Source organism: Chryseobacterium sp. II3a, from assembly GCF_057815135.1.
In genome coordinates this window covers 699,472-715,542 of record NZ_JBYPZJ010000002.1, presented here as the reverse complement: position 1 = coordinate 715,542, position 16,071 = coordinate 699,472, and the positions used below count along the sequence as shown (strand labels likewise).

At 35.9% G+C, this 16,071-nt stretch carries 21 protein-coding genes; 3 read left to right on the top strand and 18 right to left on the bottom strand.

Translation table 11 applies throughout. The annotated features are described in order from the left end of the window. Positions 1-340 precede the first annotated feature (340 nt). Entirely contained in the window at positions 341-1,222 is an 882-nt protein-coding gene (locus AC3HD6_RS07930) for a cupin-like domain-containing protein (protein ID WP_488895850.1), read from the top strand. Between the two features lie 60 nt (positions 1,223-1,282). Here AC3HD6_RS07930 and AC3HD6_RS07925 read toward each other — a convergent pair whose 3' ends face one another. Further along, on the bottom strand, positions 1,283-3,007 hold the full coding sequence (locus AC3HD6_RS07925; RefSeq protein WP_488895945.1) for a M14 family metallopeptidase: 1,725 nt from the start codon (positions 3,005-3,007) through the stop codon (positions 1,283-1,285). A gap of 108 nt (positions 3,008-3,115) precedes the next feature. Continuing rightward, on the bottom strand, positions 3,116-3,373 hold the full coding sequence (locus tag AC3HD6_RS07920; RefSeq protein WP_488895849.1) for a hypothetical protein: 258 nt from the start codon (positions 3,371-3,373) through the stop codon (positions 3,116-3,118). Positions 3,374-3,502: 129 nt separating this feature from the next. Here AC3HD6_RS07920 and AC3HD6_RS07915 point away from each other — a divergent pair, with 129 nt between their 5' ends. Together AC3HD6_RS07915 and AC3HD6_RS07910 are read left to right on the top strand one after the other, a co-directional pair. Then, complete coding sequence (locus AC3HD6_RS07915) at positions 3,503-4,051, top strand: SMI1/KNR4 family protein (protein ID WP_488895848.1); 549 nt, start codon at positions 3,503-3,505, stop codon at positions 4,049-4,051. Continuing rightward, positions 4,023-4,901, top strand: coding sequence for a hypothetical protein (locus AC3HD6_RS07910; protein ID WP_488895847.1), 879 nt, complete (start codon positions 4,023-4,025; stop codon positions 4,899-4,901). Before AC3HD6_RS07915 ends, AC3HD6_RS07910 begins: the two co-directional genes overlap by 29 nt. A 22-nt stretch (positions 4,902-4,923) precedes the next feature. Here AC3HD6_RS07910 and AC3HD6_RS07905 read toward each other — a convergent pair whose 3' ends face one another. The 16 genes from AC3HD6_RS07905 to AC3HD6_RS07830 form a co-directional block, all read right to left on the bottom strand. Next, positions 4,924-5,670 carry a metallophosphoesterase family protein gene (locus AC3HD6_RS07905; RefSeq protein ID WP_488895846.1) on the bottom strand — a complete coding sequence of 249 codons (747 nt, stop codon included), beginning with the start codon at positions 5,668-5,670 and terminating at the stop codon, positions 4,924-4,926. Positions 5,671-5,749: 79 nt separating this feature from the next. Then, positions 5,750-6,292 (bottom strand): RNA 2'-phosphotransferase, encoded by a 543-nt coding sequence (locus AC3HD6_RS07900; RefSeq protein WP_488895845.1) that lies wholly within the window; start codon positions 6,290-6,292, stop codon positions 5,750-5,752. Between the two features lie 15 nt (positions 6,293-6,307). After that, complete coding sequence (locus AC3HD6_RS07895; protein ID WP_488895844.1) at positions 6,308-6,787, bottom strand: hypothetical protein; 480 nt, start codon at positions 6,785-6,787, stop codon at positions 6,308-6,310. Then, positions 6,784-7,731, bottom strand: coding sequence for an ADP-ribosylglycohydrolase family protein (locus AC3HD6_RS07890; protein ID WP_488895843.1), 948 nt, complete (start codon positions 7,729-7,731; stop codon positions 6,784-6,786). Before AC3HD6_RS07890 ends, AC3HD6_RS07895 begins: the two co-directional genes overlap by 4 nt. After that, entirely contained in the window at positions 7,731-8,417 is a 687-nt protein-coding gene (locus tag AC3HD6_RS07885; RefSeq protein ID WP_488895842.1) for a Sir2 family NAD-dependent protein deacetylase, read from the bottom strand. The genes AC3HD6_RS07890 and AC3HD6_RS07885 overlap by 1 nt, the downstream gene beginning before the upstream one ends. Before the next feature lie 56 nt (positions 8,418-8,473). After that, positions 8,474-8,989: an O-acetyl-ADP-ribose deacetylase gene (locus AC3HD6_RS07880; RefSeq protein ID WP_488895841.1), complete on the bottom strand. Its 516-nt coding sequence runs from the start codon at positions 8,987-8,989 to the stop codon at positions 8,474-8,476. Further along, positions 8,986-9,846: a TIGR02452 family protein gene (locus tag AC3HD6_RS07875; protein WP_488895840.1), complete on the bottom strand. Its 861-nt coding sequence runs from the start codon at positions 9,844-9,846 to the stop codon at positions 8,986-8,988. The genes AC3HD6_RS07880 and AC3HD6_RS07875 overlap by 4 nt, the downstream gene beginning before the upstream one ends. 104 nt (positions 9,847-9,950) lie before the next feature. After that, positions 9,951-10,379 (bottom strand): ADP-ribosylation/crystallin J1, encoded by a 429-nt coding sequence (locus AC3HD6_RS07870; protein ID WP_488895839.1) that lies wholly within the window; start codon positions 10,377-10,379, stop codon positions 9,951-9,953. A gap of 10 nt (positions 10,380-10,389) precedes the next feature. Beyond that, the gene (locus AC3HD6_RS07865; RefSeq protein ID WP_488895838.1) at positions 10,390-10,986 is read right to left on the bottom strand and encodes a DUF4291 domain-containing protein; all 597 of its coding nucleotides are present in this window, start codon (positions 10,984-10,986) and stop codon (positions 10,390-10,392) included. A 3-nt stretch (positions 10,987-10,989) separates the two neighbouring features. Further along, positions 10,990-11,466 (bottom strand): macro domain-containing protein, encoded by a 477-nt coding sequence (locus AC3HD6_RS07860; RefSeq protein WP_488895837.1) that lies wholly within the window; start codon positions 11,464-11,466, stop codon positions 10,990-10,992. A 76-nt stretch (positions 11,467-11,542) separates the two neighbouring features. Next, entirely contained in the window at positions 11,543-12,613 is a 1,071-nt protein-coding gene (locus AC3HD6_RS07855; protein ID WP_488895836.1) for an adenylosuccinate synthetase, read from the bottom strand. A 42-nt stretch (positions 12,614-12,655) separates the two neighbouring features. Beyond that, positions 12,656-13,510, bottom strand: coding sequence for a hypothetical protein (locus tag AC3HD6_RS07850; RefSeq protein ID WP_488895835.1), 855 nt, complete (start codon positions 13,508-13,510; stop codon positions 12,656-12,658). A gap of 2 nt (positions 13,511-13,512) precedes the next feature. Further along, positions 13,513-13,848: a hypothetical protein gene (locus AC3HD6_RS07845; RefSeq protein WP_068941230.1), complete on the bottom strand. Its 336-nt coding sequence runs from the start codon at positions 13,846-13,848 to the stop codon at positions 13,513-13,515. A 74-nt stretch (positions 13,849-13,922) separates the two neighbouring features. Further along, entirely contained in the window at positions 13,923-14,468 is a 546-nt protein-coding gene (locus tag AC3HD6_RS07840) for a prolyl hydroxylase family protein (RefSeq protein WP_488895834.1), read from the bottom strand. A gap of 31 nt (positions 14,469-14,499) precedes the next feature. Further along, positions 14,500-15,042: a riboflavin biosynthesis intermediates N-glycosidase gene (ybiA, locus tag AC3HD6_RS07835; protein ID WP_488895833.1), complete on the bottom strand. Its 543-nt coding sequence runs from the start codon at positions 15,040-15,042 to the stop codon at positions 14,500-14,502. Between the two features lie 324 nt (positions 15,043-15,366). Continuing rightward, positions 15,367-16,062, bottom strand: a complete 696-nt coding sequence (locus tag AC3HD6_RS07830) for an NUDIX hydrolase (protein WP_488895832.1) — start codon at positions 16,060-16,062, stop codon at positions 15,367-15,369. Between the last annotated feature and the right edge of the window lie 9 nt (positions 16,063-16,071).

The following is a 16,071-nucleotide window of genomic DNA, read 5'->3' as shown; positions in this document are numbered from 1 at the left end:
AAAAATCAAAATTATTTCCCTATACGTTGAATTGAAATAACATAAGTAACTTAAAATCTTTATTTTATCCTCTTTTTGCAAAAATTGACTGTGAAATAAAAGTTATATCTTTGCATCAGAATGGATTTTTATTCATCTATTTTGTGTTTTTTACCCTGTCATTCAGTCAGGGTATTTTTATGTTTTGATAAGAAAATAAACATTTTAACAGTAATTCTCAAAATATTAAATTTTAATTTAGACTAAATAATATAATTAAAATTGAATGATAGATAAAAAAAAATTTAAACACTGGTTCGTAAATATTTATTTAATAATTTTGTAACATAAAATTTACAAAATGGGAATTATTTTAAAGCCTATAGATATTGTAGATGATATTTCTAAAGAGGAGTTCTTCGAAAAATATCTAAAGCCAAGAAGGCCCGTTGTCATCAAAAATATGGCAAAAAAGTGGCCTGCTTACCAGAAATGGACAATGGAATATATGAAGGAGGTAGTAGGAGATGTGGAGGTACCGTTATATGACAGTTCAAAGGCAGATCCTTCAGCTCCCATCAATGCTTCTGCAGCTCAAATGAAATTCGGTGATTATATAGACCTTATACAAAGAGAGCCTACTGATCTTAGAATTTTCCTTTTTGACCCCATAAAATATGCCCCAAAACTTCTGGAAGATTATATTTCTCCAAAAGAACTGATGGGAGGTTTCCTTGACAAATACCCGAATATGTTCTTCGGTGGTAAAGGTTCTGTAACTTTCCTGCATTTCGATATTGATATGGCGCATATTTTCCATACTCACTTCAATGGAAGAAAACATATTCTTCTTTTTGATTATAAATGGCGAGAAAGATTGTACCAGATCCCTTATGCAACTTATGCTTTAGAGGATTATGATATTGAAAATCCTGATTTCACAAAATTTCCGGCATTGGACGGTGTAGAAGGTATTGAATGCTTCCTTGAACATGGAGATACATTATTTATGCCTACAGGATGGTGGCACTGGATGAAATATCTTGACGGGTCCTTCTCTATCTCATTGAGAGCTTGGGATAAATCATGGGCAGTAAAGGCACATTCTTTATGGAATCTTACAGTACAACGTAAATTTGACGACATTATGAAATCTAATTTCAAGAAGAAATACATGGACTGGAAAGAAAAGATGGCTATAAAAAGAGCAGAAATAGCTTTAAAAAGAGGCTTACCAAAATAAATAAAAAGACGTTTCAATGAAACGTCTTTTTATTTAGCTTACCCATTCGTAATCATTTATTTACAAAACTCTGTATACCGGGTACTGCCTGAATGTTTTTTCTTCAAAATAAGGAGAATGCCTGTACACCCAATCCAGTTGAGCCTGCCCATCTTCGGACAACTTTTGATCTGATTTCTTTGCCGCTTCAAAGGCATCTTTCAACTTTTGATCTTTTTTTAGCAGTTCTGCTGCAGTGTCTTCAAAGATGTAAGCTGAATAATATTCTTTCTGAGCCAGAATACCATCAAAGAAATTCCAGTTAAAAAAGGAATCTAATGCTTCAGGCTCAAGAGTTTCTATAATGTATTTAACTCCAGGCTGATCAGTAGAAACAATATAATCCCCTGCGGCAAATATTTGATCTTTTTGGGAAGCATCTACCATAGTTTCGTAATGCAGATAATGTCCTTCGTAAGGGTTTTTAACGGTTTTAAAGTCTTTGATCTTATAGGATTCAACAGCGATGGTACTGTCCTTTCGAATTGGTTTCAACTGAATTCCGTTTCTCTTAAATTCTTCAATAACCCTGTATTGTGACTGTGGAATCACATAATACTTAGGAATTGTAATATATCCTGTAGGAACGGCAGTCGTAAAAAGTTTTATATTTTTTGTAAAAGGTTTGTTTCTGTCATAATACAATCTTGGTTTTCCTGAGATTTCGCTTGGTTTATATTTACCTTCATACCCCTTAAAATCCATAGTTGTATACTTTGTAGAATCAATTTTCCACCGGATTCCATATTGTTTCCCTGCCTTGTACTGTTTAAGATTCTCTATACGAAGCTGTTTTATCTTTTGATAATCTTTATCGAGATTCTGTAAGTTTACCAACATATATTTATACGTAGCATCAACTCTTTTATCATAAGGTTTCAGCATGTGTGTTTCAGGAACCGTTCCTAAAGAATTGAATAGAGTGGTATATCCTGTAGAATACCTCGGAGAGTCTTCGAACGAAGCGAAACCAACTTCCGGAATGTCTCCATGAATATTAACGTAAGGAGTACTCTCATAGCCCAGTTTTTTCATATCATCAAGATTTTTAGCCTGATAATCATTATAGAAATAGGATCCTAATGTATTCCCTAAGCGTTCTTTAAAGGTTGAAATATAGGTAAACGTATATTGGTAATCTGCCCCATTACTGACATGGTTATCTATGAAAACATCAGGTTGCAGCCATTGGTAGATTTCCTGGAAGCTTCTTGCATTTTTAGAATCTGCTTTGATAAAGTCTCTGTTCAGGTCATAATTCCTAGCATTTCCTCTGAATCCATACTGTTCCGGGCCGTTTTGATTGGCTCTGGAGTGAGAACCTCTATTCAGCATTCCGCTGATATTATAGGCTGAAATAGCAGCAATAATAAAGTTTTGCGGAGTTTTAATTTTTCGGGTTGCCAGATCTCTTATCAGCATCATCGTGGCATCAATTCCATCCGGTTCTCCAGGGTGAATTCCATTGTTGACAAATAAAATTGCTTTGTTTTTTCTCAATTTTTCGAGATCTTTTTCAGGAAAAGGATTGTACACCACTACATAAATAGGCTTTCCGTTGTCATCTTCTCCTTTTTTAAGGTATTGGATGCTATTAAAGTTTTTGGCCAGATCCTGATAATAGGCATTCATTTCATCATAGGTAACGGTTTGATTACCATTTCCTTTTTCAAAAGGGGTCTGAAATGATTTCTGAGCAAAAATAAAAGAAGAGCTTAGGATTAGCAGGAGATATTTCAGTTTCATTATTGACATAATTTTCAGGATTTAAAATTAGGCAATATGATTCTGGCAAAAAAGCGAAATATGAATCATTCTATTATTTTTTCTGCATTGTGTTCAATGAAAAGGCGATTACAGATTTCTTGATTTGATTTCTTTATTGACCAGATTTAAGTTGATCAGTAAAGGCATCATCGTTACAGGCATTACGATGAATGGAGTAAAAGCAACAAATGGAAACCATTTAGCTCCTTTTATCGAAAGAAGAACAATAAAAGCTATGATTCCCAACAAAAAAACAACACCAAAGCCAATGGAGACTCCCTTGAGGGTATTCTTTTTTTTAATCAGGTCATTATCGGTTAATCCTTCGTAAATATTTTTCTTCATGATGCTTACTTTTTACAAATATAACTGGTTTCAGCGATATAAAATACTGGACAGAAAAGAGGAAAAATCACTAAGTTTGAAAAGTGGGTAATAAGATCACTACTCTAACCAGATTATAGAACTTTAATAATGAAGACAGAATTTATCAATGCTTTACATATACTGAAAGAATGGATTTCAAAAAATGAAGTTATTCTCGAAACTCTTCAATGGAAAGATAGCCAACAGATTGTAGAATCAGAAATTTTAAAGTTTATTGTTCAACCTATTTCGAATGCAGAAATAGAGGAAATAAAAGCTTTTACCCAATATTTGCTTCCTGATTCTTATTATCATTTTTTAGCCGAAATTGGAAGCGGGCAATTTTTAATAGGTGAATATTTACCTTGTTTTGAAATCTATAACCTAAAACAATTACAAGAATATAACGCTCATGTTCAACAGGAGATTGAAGCTGCAGAAATAAACGATCATTTTATCATGATTGGTTCTCATTGCTCTATGGGTGACTGGATGGGATTCTGCACAACAAGAAAGGATGAGAGAAACTATGATGTCTTTTGTCATGAATATCCTATTGATGAATATACAGAGGTTTCGGATGAATTGAATTCATGGAGAACTTTTGAAGAATGGGTTATCAAAGCTGTTGAAACGAAAGGAAAAGAAACGTTGTAGAATGTATGTAGGAACTACCATACAAGGAAGACCGGATCAATTTATTATCCTCGAAAAAGGAGATTTGGCAGAGGACTGTTCTTCGTTAATGAAAGAGAAGGGTATTTATAATCTTATTGTTTCAGGGAAACAAATTGATGAAAACGTCCTGACTAACATCACATTCTCTGAGGTATTCAGCGAAATCAAAATATTGCATATAAAAGATACAGCATTCAATACAAGCGAGGAACTTTATCAATTTAAAAATGTTACACGGCTAGAAATCAAAAACTGTAAGTTCAAAGGAAAGGAAGCTATCGATTGGGCCCAATTGAAGCATCTGAAGGAACTTTTTACAGGTTATTCCAAACGTTTCCAGAATTTATTTAATCATCCTTCACTCAAAACGCTGTTTATTGAAAAGTTTGAAGATCCAGGATTTGAATTTCCTGTTAATCATCAGCTGGAAACGCTTTCGATTGAAAAAAGTAAAGAGTGCCTTTGGGCTTCATTACCTAATGTAAAAGCAATAAAATCGCTCTATTTAGTGGATATTCCTTCGGTTGTGGATATTAGCTGGATTACTGAGTTTTCACATTTAACGGATATTGATTTTACTTCCTGTAAAAACATGGAAAATGTAGTGCAAAATATATCTGAAGTCCTCACTTTAAAAACCATTTTCTTAGCATATTTGGGAGATTTTAATTCATTGTCTCCTTTAAAAAAACTCATCCATTTGCAAGAACTTACCATTGAAAATGGCGGCAGGCTCATGAATAAAAAGAATATTGACTTCCTTCATAAAATGTCTCATCTGGAATTTAGTATTGACATGAAAAATTGTGTAATGAATAATGACGACTAAAGAACCCATACAATCCTGTATATCATCTGTTTAACACGTCTCCGTTTCTTCCTTTTTCATCAGGATATAATGAGGGAAGCAGATCGCTTTGCCAGAATTCATTGGTATCAATATCCATGATAGATAAAGCTCCTGTAAAGGCTGCCCCGGTATCCATATTCCAGATATTGGCTTTATTCGTTGGAGTTTTACTTCCAATATACAATGTTGGAGTATGCCCGATAAATATTTCCTTATAAAGAAGCATTCGTTTAGGATAAAGTACTGAGTGCTTTTCCAATTTTTTATCCATGGCTACAGCGGTTTCCCAGAGGGTTCTGTCCCAGCGGTAATTACTAGAGTACACTTCTTTCTCAGGGCCATGCATAGAAGAATATCCTGCATGAATAAACAATCGGTTCTGGTCATCAACATGATAACTTTTCATGCGTTGAAAAAACTCAAGATGAATTTCCAGATCTTCCGGGGAATACTTTTCATAGCTTTCTACGGTGCTTTTTCCTCCATTGGAAAGCCAGACACCAGGGCCTTCCCCACGGGCCAGCCAATCTTCACACCAGACATCATGATTTCCTTTGATAAAAATACATGGGTTCTTTTCGGAAAGTTCTATTAAAGCCTGAATAACCTGAGAAGATTCACTCCATCCGTCTACATAATCTCCAAGGAAGATCAACTTGTCATTTGGGGTTACTTCAGCTCTTTCAAGCACCTGCTGTAATGCTCTAAATCCGCCGTGAATGTCTCCTATTACTAATGTTCTGCTCATGCTCAAGGTTTAGTTTCGCTGGTGAAAAGATAAGCCATTATCTTTAAAATAATGGCTTTTGGGGTTCAACACCGTTGTATTATTTTGAAATGTATTTTGGATCTACAAATTCTGTAAGCCACACTCCATTCGCTGATTGGAAGAATTCAACTCCTTCTTCATGCATTTTTCCGGTTCTGATGGTCAGAATTATAGGTTTCCCATGTCTCATCCCCACCTTTGTAGCGGTCTCTTTATCAGCACTTAAGTGTACATGCTGTCGGGTTCTTTTTTCAATTCCTTTTTCTAAAATGGATGAAATATTGGCTTCAGCGGTTCCGTGGTATAAAAATTCAGGTGGTTGTATAGCTTCCAGGGCTAAATTGATATCAATAGAATGCCCCTGGCTGGCTCTGATCTTTGTTTTATCATCATTAAAAGCAAATCTCCTTTTATTATTGGTTTCTACTACCTCATCTAATTCTTCAACAGAAAAATGCACTCTTTTTTGTGCTGATTTTGTCCTCAGCTCTTCTACATCTGCCCACCCGTTTTCATCCAGCTTTAATCCGATGGTTTCGGGTTGATGCCTCAAAATGAGGCTTAAAAATTTACTTATTCTTTTTGTTTCTATTTCGTTCATTGGTTTTTGTTTTAATTAAGCATTATAAAATTCCGGGGAAAATGTGACGGTAAATCCTGTTGTTTTCCTGATCTCATCTGCATATTGGTCAAAATAATAAATCTCTGGTGATATTGACAGCGTTACAAATGATTTTCCGTACAAATAAACCCATAAACAAGCTTCTGCTGGTCCTCTTCCTTTCAGCATATTTTGAATTTCTATTCCATTGATCTTATTCAGAGGAATTAATATAGTTCTCTTTTGATCTGAGAAACCCAACAGGCTATTCTGATTATCTATCCAAAGTAAGCTCTTGTCTTTTATCTTATTCAGGACTTCAACCGGTGTCTCAAATGCATAATCCGGCGAATAATGAACACGGCAATTTCCTACTTCCAAAGCTTTATTGATTTCAATTCTTCGTTCATATTTCTTCAAAGGATAATTCTGAATATCATTCTCGGTATCATATTTGGAAAACATATTGAGAAGGGCTTTTAAGAAAGATTTCATTGGTTTACAGAGTATTTATTGCTTAACTTCTCGCATAGTTTCTCGATGTCATCTTTTCGCACCAGTTCATCAATCCATTGTTGAGGTATATTTTCAAATCCATAATAGATTCCTGCCAATCCTCCTGTAATGGCACCCGTTGTATCTGTATCTTCACCCAGATTTACAGCTTTCAAAACCGCTTCCGAATAACTTTCCGAATTCAAAAAACACCATAAGGAAGCTTCCAGACTGTGTAGTACATAGCCACTTCCTCTTATTTCTTCTTCGGAATACCCTGAAATATCATTTTTTAAAACCTTATGAAAAAGCCCAACCTCACTTAAGCTAAACCATTGTTTTTCTGCATATTCCAGAACCAAATTTTGTATATGTGTATATGCTTCCGTTTTATTTTTTCTTTTTATTAATTGAATCGCAAAAATCACATAGATAAAACAGGCAAAAACAGATCGGAAATGTCCATGAGTGACGGTGGAGACTTCCTTTACCGTTTGGTAAATCTTTTCAATATTTTCTTCGTCTTTTAAATAAAAAGCAAGAGGAAGAATCCTCATCAAAGATCCGTTTCCGTTATCTTCTTCAAAAATATTTCCTGAAAATCTGGCGCTTTCTCCTTTAATTAGTCTTGTAATAGCTTCCCTTGTAGTTCCTCCAATATCGAAAAGTCTTCCGTGGGCTGTCCAGTGACCATCTTTTACCCATTTTACAAAGCTTTCTCCAATTTTTCCGAGATCATAGTCTTTTGTAAGGACCTCAGCAAGGCAGAGTGTCAAAGAGCTATCATCACTCCAGGTTCCTTTAGGTTGATTATGCGAACCAAATTCCTGCATTTCTGTAACAGGAAACCTTTTCAGATATTCTCTATCTTTAAACTCCACCGGAACACCAAGTGCATCACCAATGCATACTCCCATAATTCCAGCCTTTACTTTATTTTCCATCAGGCAAGATTTATCAGTTTATCAAATAAAAGCTTCATTCCCTGAGTGGCCGTTTCTTTCATCACCACTGCTCTTTGTCCGTAGCCAAAGCCTGTTTCATTAGGATTGATAACGATTAAAAGACAATCATCTTTGATGTCATGGATTAACCCGGCTGCAGGATAAACCTGTAAAGAGGTTCCTATCACCACCAAAATGTCTGACTCTCTTACCATTTCTCTGGCATCCTGATACAAGGGTACATCTTCTCCGAACCAAACGATAAAAGGTCTTAATTGAGCCCCGTCTTCTGCTTTATCTCCTATCTTAATATCATCTTTCTGCTCATAGATTAGTCTTTTATTATTGCATGAGCATGATTTGAATAATTCTCCGTGGATGTGAAGGATTTTAGTGGAGCCGGCTCTTTCATGCAGATCATCAATATTTTGGGTGATGATCTGAACATCAAAGTATTTTTCCAGTTCTGCCACTAGTTTGTGCGCTTCATTAGGATCTACTTCATGAAGCTGACGTCTTCTCTGGTTGTAAAACTCCAATACCAAGGCTCTGTCTTTTCTCCATCCTTCCGGGCTTGCTACATCGGTTACATTATGATTTTCCCAAAGACCGTCTCCGTCTCTGAAAGTTTGTATTCCGCTTTCGGCACTGATTCCTGCGCCGCTTAATATGGTTAGTTTTTTCATTGGTTTTAAATTTTTGTTTTGTACACTGTGGTCTTTAGGCACAAATATCATTGATTCTAAAGAGGAGACTTTAAAAGCTTTTTATAAATTTCTTCATTTTCTTCATCAAAACAGACAAAAATAACTTTCTCTATACTATCTGATTGAAATTTTCTTACTTCCTTGACTGCAACTTCTCCCGCCAATTCTTTAGGAAACTTATAAATTCCTGTACTGATATTAGGAAATGCAACTATTTTAACTCCAAGGTCTTCTGCAAGTTGTAACGAGTTTTTATAACAGTTTGACAAAAGTTCTGAACTCTTTTCTTTATCACCACTCCAGACTGGTCCTACAGTATGAATGACATATTTTGCGGGAAGATTTCCTGCTGTTGTCACTACTGCTTCTCCAGTATTGCATTTGCCTTGTCTGTTTCTGATCGTCCTGCATTCTTCCAGAATTTGAGATCCTCCTGCCCGATGAATTGCTCCATCTACACCACCTCCTCCTAGTAAAGAAGTGTTAGCAGCATTGACAATAGCGTCTGCATGAATCTTTGTGATGTCTCCTTTTATGATTTCAATTTTCATTGTATTTCTTCAAACGGCTTCAGCATCTCTTCTTTCTTGGTGAGCACTGCAAAAACCACTCTTTTAAATTTGTTCTTATATTTTCCCTGAAGATATTTTTTGAACAGACCGGCGATTTCCTTCGGATCATTTTTGAATACTCCGCAGCCCCAGGCACCTAAAATTAAGGTTTCATTTCCTTGATGTAAGGCCAGTGCAAGCATCTTATCTGTCCGGATATCCATTGCTCCCAATATCTCGTTTTCTCTTTGAGGTTCCTGTCGCTTTACCACACCAGCATTCACTGCTGGAGAAGTAATGAAATTACATAGTACCGGTTTCGATAACAATTCTCCTTTATCCTTTCTGAAAACAGGAACTTTTGGACTGTAAATCATTGTATCTGTATAAAAGCAAGAGCTCATACTTCGGTGTAATGTGTAATAATCTTCTGCCATCAAGAGGCTTTCATACAATGCAGAAGTTCTTGCCAGGCTTTCTTCCTGTGCTTCTGCTCCATTGATAAATCCGCCCCCAGGATTTTTTGCTGAGGCAAAGTTCAGACACATGATCTTTTCCTGATCTTCTTCTTTAGTTAATTCTAAAATTGCTTTTAGCGAGCTGCAACGCCAGGTTTCAAATTGAGTTTCAAAATGAGTTTCCGGCATTGGAACCGCTGTGAGCTCAGAAAGTTTTTCCGGGGTGAAAAGAACCGTTCCTTTTTTACTGGTTTCCAGCTCTTTTCCTATATCTATTCTTTGGTGTTCTGTATTTATATAATATTTTCTGGCCAGGATATCCAATGTATCTTTCGCCATTCCTTTATTGGTCATGATTTTTTCTGTTTTTGGCCACGAATTTTCTAGCAAATACATCATTTAAAAAACTCATTGTAATCACACTGTGTATTATATTCGTGCATTCGCGGCATTATCATTTAATTCTTTTTTTTCGCCACGAATGCACGAATGTTTTTACCATCTTACGGGTTCGTGGTGGTTATTTTTAAAGTCTTTACCAGACTTTCTATTTCTGTATTTGCTGATTCTTTAAAGTTGTTTCCTACAAATACTTTGATGACTTCTATAGTACCGACAATGGCCTGATTGAATGTGTCCAGCTCTTCTGACGGAACCCACAATTCATTATGATTCCTGGCTCCCACATTCTGTGCCGGATATTGATTGGCTGCTTCTTCCAGCACTTCAAAACGGGTAACAAAACCAAGATAGTTTCCAAACTCATCTCTGGTATTCCATTTCTCAGCAATTTCTGAGGCATAGTCTTCATCCAGAACCGGGTAAAAGATGGGCTGCCATTCCAGTCTTGGAGGAAATTTTTTATATCCATTCTCGATAATAAGAATCATTTCCTTCTCTCCTACCGGTCTGTACAATCTTGTTGTTTTCATTTTGTTAATTTTATATTTCTGATCCTATCCTCCGGGCAATCTCTTTGGATAATGGATATATTTTTTCTTTGGGTAATAATTTTTTTGCCTTATTATATTCTCCCTGCTTTGTAAGATCTAAGATCTTTTTTACCAAAGGTGAATAATCTTCTATTTTTACGATCCAATCTTCATTAAATTCTTCTATCAGATAACGGCTGATTCCCACCTGAATCGAACGATATTCCAGCTTATTTCCTTTGATATTCCTTTCGGGGTCCCATTGTACATAGACTTTAGCATTTTCAAATTCTTCTTCCCAGATTCCTGGCTTTGGATATACTCTTTTTTCAGGAGAGGTTAAAATGGCTAGTTCCAGCGCTTTTTCCCATGCTTCTCTTTTAATATGAATAGCAAGTGTACATTCCTGGTTGGGTTTCTGTCCATAATTACTTCGTTCCATCATCCAAAGAAAGGAAGGCTTAATCCATGTCATTCTGCTGAATGAAAAAGGAGCACTGAACTTTTGATTTTCTACTGCTGCTTTTGCAATGGCTTTATTATAAGCCTGGTAGACAACAATGGTATCGCGGGTATAATCTGCTCTTATTTCAAATTCTTTCATCATTAATTAATCAAAGTCATAGACATACACCTCAACATTTCTAATCAATAAGGTTCTTTCTATGATAGGTTCTATCTTTTCCCATTTTCCGCCAGCCAGACCACACCCGATTCTCGGCATATGGATGCTTGCATCAAGTTCTATGGCTTTTTTGGCTAATGTTTCCAGACATTTTTCAATGGCTTCATATCGAACGGGAACTCCGTTACTTCCGGTTTTCATTCCTTTTTGGCCGATCATATTGGCAACATACATGTATTTTTCAACCTGTATGATCTGAATTTCGCCCAGCCTAAAATTATTTTCACTCCTGAAACGATACCAATTCCTGTATTCTTTTTCCGGCTCTTTCCATCTTTTAGAAACAGCCAATACAAAACCTTTTCCCCAACCTCCCAGATCATTACAGATATGAGCAATAATTTTTACCCCTTTTGCCTGTGGAACAGTAGCATCTCCTTTTAAATAGTGTATCGTTTTCATTATGATCTGTTTTTAATTCATTATTTACCTCCTCATTCTATTCCTATGTTAAATATAAAACCTTTATCTGAAGGTATTAATAAAGCTTTTTAAAATCTTTTGAATAAGGAGAATAAGATCCGAAAATGGTGTCAAACTTCATTTCCAATTGATCCAGTTTTAACTCCTCATCGATCTGATCCAGGCAGGTTATCACTAAGTTTTTTTTTATTGACCTTACATAAGCTCCGTCCAATTTCAAAGCATAATTCAATAATTTATAATCTAAATTTCCGAATCTCAGTTCTTTCTGATATTCATTAAAGGTACAGGTTTCCTCTTCATTATTTCTTAGAGCAAGCTCTTTTTCATTGCTCATCCAGCCATTTCCATGGCGTGTTGCGTAGCTTCTGGTTACATAATACATTTCTATATCTTCAATATCAAGCTTCTTACAAATCTCATAAGCATTCTTGGAGGTTGTATGAGCATAGGTTACATGTGGAAAAACACCATGATCCATATCTAATAAAATGCCTTGGCTGCCTTCAAAGATCAGATTCTCAAATGAGTTCAGATAGCTATAATCATCTATTTTCCAATCTATTTGCTCAATGGCTTCTAAAAAAGGAATAATCTGTTTATTAATCTGATCTTCCTCCATAAAACCATAGTAATAAGCAATGCCTTTCAGTTTTTCTATCAACATTTCCTTTGGAGCAATAAGGTCAATTGCAAATAGTTTATATGGACCTTCATTTCTTTTCATGGTAGCTCCTATTCCTTTTCCGCAGGTTCCGTGTTCCAGATTTTTGGAGTTGGTTCTGTTTTGCCAGACATCAAAAGGCGTGGTTACCTTGGCTAAAGGATGAATATGAAGTTCTATACTTCCTTTTTTTGCTTTTAATTCTTCCCTTTCATTCAATAGAAATTGGGGATGAATGGTGCAGTGTTCGGTAAAATAAGATGGTAATCCACGAAGAGCTCCACTGGCAAAACTGGAATGAATATGTTTTCTGTCTTCTATCATTACAGTATGAGCAGCCTGTTGCCCTCCAGAAAATCTGATGACCACAGACTCAGAATTTTGCTGAACCAGGAAATCTGTGGTGATTCCTTTTCCTTCATCTCCGAAACCTAATCCTATAACTATTTGCGCCTTTTTCATGTCTGGTATTTTAAAATTATTGCCTTTCCTGCAACTGATGATCTAAAGCATCTGTATGTTGTCTAACCCTTCCAGATTTGGAGCAACAAAAGCAGTATCTTTACATTTCTCACAGATAATTCTTTTGATTACTTCAGGAATATCTCTATGATCTTCTATTGATATACAATTCTGTCCCAATAGTTCTTTCCAGCCTCTATCTGCTCTTACAGCCTGATCAGAATGCAAGACACTAATGTGGTATACTTCATATCTCTTTTTAGCTTCTTCCAACAGTTCATAATGGGTATACGTTTGCTGTCCTGAGCCCATAATTTCCCTGATGGCTGATGCCGGAAGTACTTTCAAACAAGGTTCGTCGCCTACAGTAAACAACAACCCTTTTTGATTTCTTTTTTCAAAGGCATCTGTTCTTGTATGAAAAGCGGCAAAATACCATGCTAATAGATAGCTCTCGCCCCCATTTCCACCTCCTCCTGATTCAATATAAGTTCGGGTAAGCCACATATCCAGTTCTTCGTCTCCTGACTCAAACTGCCCTATCTGCAATGGATAACTGTCACATTCATGATCTCCTATTCCCAGGAAAAGCAATGCCGGATCCGGAACTCCACCCTGAATAATACCTCCCATCAGTTTTGGGAGTCCTTCCTTGATAAGTTGGTGAGGAATATGCCCCATGCTTCCAGTGACATCCAATCCCAGAATAATAGGAATTGAATTAGGATGCACTTCTGAGTCCCTGGATTCTCTGAAGGAAATTCCGTGGGGAATCATTGATGGATGCGCCTGTCTCTTGGCATTCTGCGTGAAAATTTCACCTGCGGATTTTGTTCCGTAACCTGCTTTGCTTGCTCTGTCATAACGAGCGTCTATATCGTATCTTGTACTTCCCATGACTAAAATGTTTTTCCGAATAAATATTCAAATCTCTTTTGAGAAACTTCCAGCTGAATATTTAGATTTCTGATTGTTAATGATAATTCCATGTCTTTCTGAACGAATGCTTCGGGATTAAAATCCACAAAAGTCAAACTATTTCTATCCAAAGGACTGATATCAATAAGTCCTTCCTGCTCACGCTCGAGTCTTTTTATTTTCAACTCGATATCTTCTACCCTGCGCCTGTAGATCAATTCTGAATCTTCTCCGATCGTTCGCGCACGGTCTTCTCTGATCTGATCATTATTTCTTTGTAATGACTCGATAAATCTTGGTTTTAATTCATCTTCCATATCTGATCATTTTTTTTGTGTTATAATTACGCTAATTAAAAAGAGCATAGTTATGCATCATCCCTGCATTCATTTTAACAGGAATACATTACATCTGTCCTTAAAACATATTTTAATCCGCTTACCAGTGTTTTACCTTCATGTCTTAAAGGATGGTAAAAAACTAAGGCTGTGCCCTTCTTAGGAGCTACTGTGAAAAGGTTTTCAAATTCCGTTTCTCCACCTTCAAAATCATCATTCAGATAGATTAAAAATGTATAGAAACTTTTTTCTTTTTCATTTCTGATATAGCTTCCGTCTCGGTGCATTTTAAATTGCTGTCCTGGAGAATATTTATACACTCTGAACATCTCATTAAAATTCAAAAGCCTGTAGTTTTCATGTTCCTGTGAAAGAAATTCGGATGCTCTTTTGAAAAGGTCTTCTGCCAAATTATTATCGAAGATCATTAACCTGTCATTGTTTCTGATTCCTTTGCTCATCATCTGGTGTCCACCTACATTGATTTTTGCTTCTTCAAAAGTTTCCCCCAGTGCCAAAGCAATGTATTCGTCACATTCTGCTTCTGAAAGAAAGTCCTCAATTAGGAATATCTGCGGATGTAGGTCTGTTTTTTCCATGATTAATATTCTGTGACTGGTTATTGTGTTTTTACCCTCTTAATTCATCTCTTACTTCCATCAAAGCAAATCCTAAAAGGTTTTCTCCATTCCATAATAAAGGATTTTCTGCTCTTGAGTCTGTTTCCAGCATCCCGATTCCCCAAATGGTATCGTAAGGACTGGCTTCTACCAATATTTTATCTCCTGTTGACAAAAGAAAGTCTTTATACTTTTTGTTTTGAGAAAACTTTAAAAGATTTCCCTGTCTTACAATCTCATATTTGTGCTCATCCCAAAGCTTCGGATCAAAATTTTTCACCTTTCTTCCTAGGCTCTTAACCTTATTCGGACTTGTTACCTTCAATATTTCTTCCAAGGTTTCAGAATCATTAAATAATCTTGCTTTCCCAGCCATCATATAATGCTCTGCTGTTTTATAAACAACCCCATTTTCTTCAAAATTCCCTGTAAACCACTGGCTAAAGCATGATTTGGTGATTTCATTTTTAACGGTATGGCCCCAGAAAAATAAAAACTTTATTCTTTGCTTCTTCTGAAATTTCTCTTTAATATTTTGTAAGGTGTAATTCATATTGTGTTATTTATACGCAAATGTAATACAATATAGTTTTATTTGCCAAATTTATTTGCGTTTATTTTACACTAACAAATACAAACAACTGATTATCAGAGCAAAAATATCATATTTTAGTAAAACTTAACAAAATACAAAAATTATTTGGCCACGAATGCACGAATATTTTGATAAATCTCATGATATGAAAATGCATTGTAATCAACTTATTCGTGCATTCGAGGCATTTTTCATGGACTTTAGGCTCCTGTAAATAATAAAATGGTCGCCCCAAAATTGAGACGACCACTTCATTTTAAATATAATTTGTAGTGTTAAAAACTATTTGATTTCGAAGTAGAATCCTTGTTCCTCAAGTTCTTTATATTTTTCCTGATTAAAGGTGAAAAGTTTTCCGGGTCTTCCGCTGCCCTCTTTTTTAACGTTATTGGTTTCATTAAGCAATCCGTAGCTCATGATTTTTTTACGGAAATTTCTGCGGTCTATCTCCTGCCCTACAATCGTTTTATAAAGGTTTTCAAGATCTGAAAAGGGGAATTCTTCATTAAGAAGATTAAAGCCAATGGGTTGGTATTGAATTTTAGTACGAAGTCTTTTTAAAGCAATATCAATGATATTTTTGTGGTCAAAAGCTAACGTTGGAAGCTTATTGACACTAAACCATTGTGCATCATCTGCATCAGAATCTGCAAAAAGTTCGTGATAAGATGGGTTGACAAGACCCAGATAAGCCACAGAAACCACTCTATTTCTAGGATCGCGGCCTACGTTGCCAAATGTATAGAGTTGTTCTAAAAAATCGGGTTTTATGCCTGCTTCTTCATGCAGTTCTCTTTTTACCGCATCATCCAGATTTTCATCATCCAGAACAAGCCCTCCCGGAAGTGCCCAACCGCCCTTAAAAGGGTCAATATTTCTCTTTATTAAAAGGATTTGAAGGTCTTTTTTATCGAAATATCCGAAAATGACTGCATCTACAGCTACTTTGATATCCTGTAATTTTTTTGGAGACTCCATAAATTTATT

Excerpts from the sequence above, each read along its gene's own strand:
- AC3HD6_RS07840 (WP_488895834.1), bottom strand. The coding sequence starts at position 14,468 with ATGGAAAAAACAGACCTACATCCGCAGATATTCCTAATTGAGGACTTT.
- AC3HD6_RS07875 (WP_488895840.1), bottom strand. The coding sequence starts at position 9,846 with ATGATGTATTTGCTAGAAAATTCGTGGCCAAAAACAGAAAAAATCATG.
- AC3HD6_RS07890 (WP_488895843.1), bottom strand. The coding sequence starts at position 7,731 with ATGGAAAATAAAGTAAAGGCTGGAATTATGGGAGTATGCATTGGTGAT.
- AC3HD6_RS07905 (WP_488895846.1), bottom strand. The coding sequence starts at position 5,670 with ATGAGCAGAACATTAGTAATAGGAGACATTCACGGCGGATTTAGAGCA.
- AC3HD6_RS07850 (WP_488895835.1), bottom strand. The coding sequence starts at position 13,510 with ATGGGAAGTACAAGATACGATATAGACGCTCGTTATGACAGAGCAAGC.
- AC3HD6_RS07900 (WP_488895845.1), bottom strand. The coding sequence starts at position 6,292 with ATGAACGAAATAGAAACAAAAAGAATAAGTAAATTTTTAAGCCTCATT.
- AC3HD6_RS07920 (WP_488895849.1), bottom strand. The coding sequence starts at position 3,373 with ATGAAGAAAAATATTTACGAAGGATTAACCGATAATGACCTGATTAAA.
- AC3HD6_RS07880 (WP_488895841.1), bottom strand. The coding sequence starts at position 8,989 with ATGAAAATTGAAATCATAAAAGGAGACATCACAAAGATTCATGCAGAC.
- AC3HD6_RS07885 (WP_488895842.1), bottom strand. The coding sequence starts at position 8,417 with ATGAAAAAACTAACCATATTAAGCGGCGCAGGAATCAGTGCCGAAAGC.
- AC3HD6_RS07865 (WP_488895838.1), bottom strand. The coding sequence starts at position 10,986 with ATGATGAAAGAATTTGAAATAAGAGCAGATTATACCCGCGATACCATT.
- AC3HD6_RS07870 (WP_488895839.1), bottom strand. The coding sequence starts at position 10,379 with ATGAAAACAACAAGATTGTACAGACCGGTAGGAGAGAAGGAAATGATT.
- AC3HD6_RS07925 (WP_488895945.1), bottom strand. The coding sequence starts at position 3,007 with ATGAAACTGAAATATCTCCTGCTAATCCTAAGCTCTTCTTTTATTTTT.
- ybiA (WP_488895833.1), bottom strand. The coding sequence starts at position 15,042 with ATGAATTACACCTTACAAAATATTAAAGAGAAATTTCAGAAGAAGCAA.
- AC3HD6_RS07915 (WP_488895848.1), top strand. The coding sequence starts at position 3,503 with ATGAAGACAGAATTTATCAATGCTTTACATATACTGAAAGAATGGATT.
- AC3HD6_RS07930 (WP_488895850.1), top strand. The coding sequence starts at position 341 with ATGGGAATTATTTTAAAGCCTATAGATATTGTAGATGATATTTCTAAA.
- AC3HD6_RS07860 (WP_488895837.1), bottom strand. The coding sequence starts at position 11,466 with ATGAAAACGATACACTATTTAAAAGGAGATGCTACTGTTCCACAGGCA.
- AC3HD6_RS07895 (WP_488895844.1), bottom strand. The coding sequence starts at position 6,787 with ATGAAATCTTTCTTAAAAGCCCTTCTCAATATGTTTTCCAAATATGAT.
- AC3HD6_RS07830 (WP_488895832.1), bottom strand. The coding sequence starts at position 16,062 with ATGGAGTCTCCAAAAAAATTACAGGATATCAAAGTAGCTGTAGATGCA.
- AC3HD6_RS07855 (WP_488895836.1), bottom strand. The coding sequence starts at position 12,613 with ATGAAAAAGGCGCAAATAGTTATAGGATTAGGTTTCGGAGATGAAGGA.
- AC3HD6_RS07845 (WP_068941230.1), bottom strand. The coding sequence starts at position 13,848 with ATGGAAGATGAATTAAAACCAAGATTTATCGAGTCATTACAAAGAAAT.